General features: G+C 50.8%; 3 protein-coding genes. 1 reads left to right on the forward strand and 2 read right to left on the reverse strand.

The genetic code is table 11. The features are described 5' to 3' along the window. Positions 1–93: 93 nt before the first annotated feature. Positions 94–882: a sugar isomerase domain-containing protein gene (locus VLH40_04900; protein HSV31344.1), complete on the forward strand. Its 789-nt coding sequence runs from the start codon at positions 94–96 to the stop codon at positions 880–882. A gap of 285 nt (positions 883–1,167) precedes the next feature. On the opposite strand, the gene VLH40_04905 is transcribed toward VLH40_04900, so the two are convergent. Both VLH40_04905 and VLH40_04910 read right to left on the reverse strand, forming a co-directional pair. Then, the gene (locus VLH40_04905; GenBank protein HSV31345.1) at positions 1,168–2,133 is read right to left on the reverse strand and encodes a hypothetical protein; all 966 of its coding nucleotides are present in this window, start codon (positions 2,131–2,133) and stop codon (positions 1,168–1,170) included. Beyond that, a partial coding sequence (locus VLH40_04910) for a helicase-related protein (protein HSV31346.1) occupies positions 2,114–3,433 on the reverse strand: 1,320 nt, incomplete at its 5' end. The genes VLH40_04910 and VLH40_04905, both read right to left, overlap by 20 nt.

A 3,433-nucleotide genomic window follows, 5' to 3' on the forward strand; every position in this document is an offset into this window, starting at 1 on the left:
TGGATGAGCTAATTCAACTGGCTTTTCCGGAGTGAGGAAAATTGCGGGAGACGGAATACAGAAGACCATCATTGAACATGGGAGGTACAGGTTATGACTGTAAAAGTGGACAACGAGTTTCTCAGGAACTACCCAGCGGACAAACCCTTTCTGGAGATTTGTAAGGAATTCCTGGATAAACTCGAGGAAGGCCAGAGAGAAAACTTCCAAAAGGCCGGGGAAGTCATCGGGAAACGCCTGATGCAGGATAAGGTCATTTTCGCGGTGGGAACCGGAGGACACACCTATATGCCGGTCATGGACATGGTGCACCGGGCCGGGGCGCTGGTGGCCGTCGACGGTATCCTGGACCTCTCCACCTCGCCGTTGGCCGGTGGGACCCGCAGCATCCGCCTGGAGCGGTTGGCTGGCTACTTCACCGAACTGATCGACCTCTACCAGATCGGTAAAGACGATGTGGTGATCGTCTACAACAACATCGGGATCAACAACGCCTGCCTCGAGGCCTGTATGGCCTCCCGGGAACGGGGCGCTTTCGTGATCGGGGTTTCCTCCGTGGCCTGGCACGAAGCCATACCTCTGGAACACTTCACCCGGCACAAGAGCAAAAAGCACATGAGCGAGGTTTGCGATCTATATATCGACGACTACAACCCGGTGGGCGACGCGGTGCAACTGATCCCGGGCCTGGGAACCCCGATAAACCCCATTTCTACCATCACCTACGGCTACCTGGTCCGGCGGATCGAAGAAGAAGCGATTCGCTATATTCTGAGCCAGGGGCAGGAACCCAAGGTGTTCTGGAGCGGTAACCTTAAGGACGGCATGGAGCGCAACGCCCGCTACGAGCGAGAGTATTTCCGTCGCTTGAAGATTTTTTAAAGGTAATTCCGGAAAGGGAGAAACCCCTTCTCCCTTTCCCCTATTCCCCCAGATCATTTCTCTTCTGCGGTCTCCCCTCGCCTGACCAACTGGTGCGTTTGAGCTCGAAAAAGCGTTGTTGAAACTCGTTTGGGATGAGAGACAACCGCTCTATTTTTTTGGTCAAGTCGGCCGGAGGAAACAAACACAAAAACCTGGAGAACCGGCTGTTCGGCCGGTTCTCCAGGTACTATTGGTTCTCCAAACAGTTTGCATGGCAAACCGCTATATGGTTACAACACATCATCATAATTCAACATAATTGACGCTCGGTTCATCGGTAAACGCGTTCTTTGAGTGGTTCAGCCGGCTTTTTGCCCAAGAAGGAAGATCATCTGCTAAAATCCCTTCTCCCTCAGGTGTCCAGAAGCCAAACCCCCAGGCTGACTGAACGCTCGCGGCTTTGATGATGTAGGTCTCAATCCCCGAGCCGAACCGTTCGATCATTTTAGCATCAAACTTCCAAGGATCGCTGTAATCGGTGATCCCGTCCTGGTAGTTATCGATTTTCACCGTGGTGCCATTATAGAGAAGGACCAGCACATGGGAGATGGCCGGAAGCGGTTCCGGATTCGGAGTCGGATTCGGGGTCGAAGTTGGATTCGGAGTCGAAGTTGGATTTGGAGTCGGGGTCGGAGTTGGAGTCGAAGTCGGATTCGGGGTCGGAGTCGGATTCGGGGTCGGAGTCGGATTCGGCCCACCCACTTCCGGAATCCTGGGAATACAAGGAATACAGGGGGAACCGAAGCCCTGGTCCACCAGATCCCGGGCAATCCGCCGGCAGCTGATATCATCCTGGGGATCCCGGCACGCCTCCAGGGCGGACCGTACAGCGTCCTGCAATTCCCCGGAAGGATTCAACGTTGGGATATCCCTGATCAACACAGACCCGGCCTCCAATTCATTAGCCGCTTCGTAGATCAACACTTGGGCTGTGGTAAAATAATCGACCCGGCCGATATCGTTCATCACCCCGTCAACCAGGGAGGACACACCGGCTTTCACCCGGATCGACCCCCGGCTGGCCATCACCAAATACGCACTGTCGGTCAACCCGGTCACGTCGAATCGTCCCTGACCGTCTGTCTGGGCCATCAGGACTTGTCCATTTTCACCGATCAATTCAACCTGGGCAAAAGGCAGAGGAAATCCCTCGGCAATATCGGCATTCAGTTCATAATCAATAAAACACTCATCGCTCGGAACGATCACGACACCCTGCATTGCGGTGGTGTGAATAGAGTGAAACGGAATACCTTCCCATTTCGCGCAATAGTTTTGATTTGTTTCTCAATTTAGCAGCGCTATATTTCTCGGCGATCTCCGTTCCGCGTCCATACGGAACAAGAACTGCGGCTGTACCCTTCTCAATCACGTAAAACTGCTCACCCGCAGTTTGAAATGCCTGACGTAATGCCGGGAATGGTGCTTTATCCCCAGAATTGATGTATGTACCACTACCCTTTTTGTTTTCCGATAGCAAATCATAGATGTATCCGTTATTGTATGAATAATCCATCTTATCTCTGCGCTTGTAGAAGTACTCCTGATAATAACGGTTCATCACAGCGTGCGACAACAGATCATCAACCGGTTCATCAAGTATCCGCGACGTCACATCACTGCCGCACTTAATGTCTGGCAACTTTGACAGATTTTCCTCTGCGAGATTCACGATATAAACCTCACGCCCATTCGGCTCTTCGCCGTTACGGTTACACCGCCCCGCTGCCTGAGCGATGCTGTCCAGTCCAGCCAATGCACGCACGACACAGGCGAAAGAAATATCCACGCCGGCTTCTATAAGCTGTGTACTGATACATAAAATACGCTCGCGCTTGAGCATCTTTTTGTTGCCCTCTTCTTGTTGCATGGAGTCGATTGCTTCCATGCGGTGAGCGGGACACATCGACGTGCTTAAATGCACTAGCTTAATCTGTGTTTCCTTATCTTCATTTATATAGTTTTTCACCGCACGGTAGAGATTCGCCACATCCTTTTTCGTGTTCAAAATAACCAGGCAGTTACCCACTGCGTCTAATTTTTCAAGAACGAAATCGCGCAATGCCTCGGTTGAATATCCACTCTTCACCGTGCTGTCAACAATTCGTGTCCGCTTCAGCTTTTTGAAGGCTTCACCCGTATCGGCTATAAGTTCGGAAGGCGAGGAAAAATGGATAGGCCGCTCCACTTTATCAATCAGCGGTTGCGTTGCGGTACAAAGCAATGCGGTACAATTACCGAAAGTGCGCAAATAATTTATTGTATTATTAAACAGATGCACGCATTTGACCGGAAGGGACTGCACCTCATCAAAAATAAAAACAGCGTTCATCATATTATGTAATTTACGCAAATTCCCACCTTTATGGGAATAAACACTTTCCAGAAATTGAACCATAGTCGTGATGATAATCGGTTGATTCCAGCGGTCGGTCAAAAAGCGGTACGTTTGCGCCTCACTTTCATCGTCCGGCGTAATAAAATTGGAGTGATGCTCTAAGATATAATC

Source organism: Atribacteraceae bacterium, from assembly GCA_035477455.1.
Classification (GTDB): domain Bacteria; phylum Atribacterota; class Atribacteria; order Atribacterales; family Atribacteraceae; genus DATIKP01.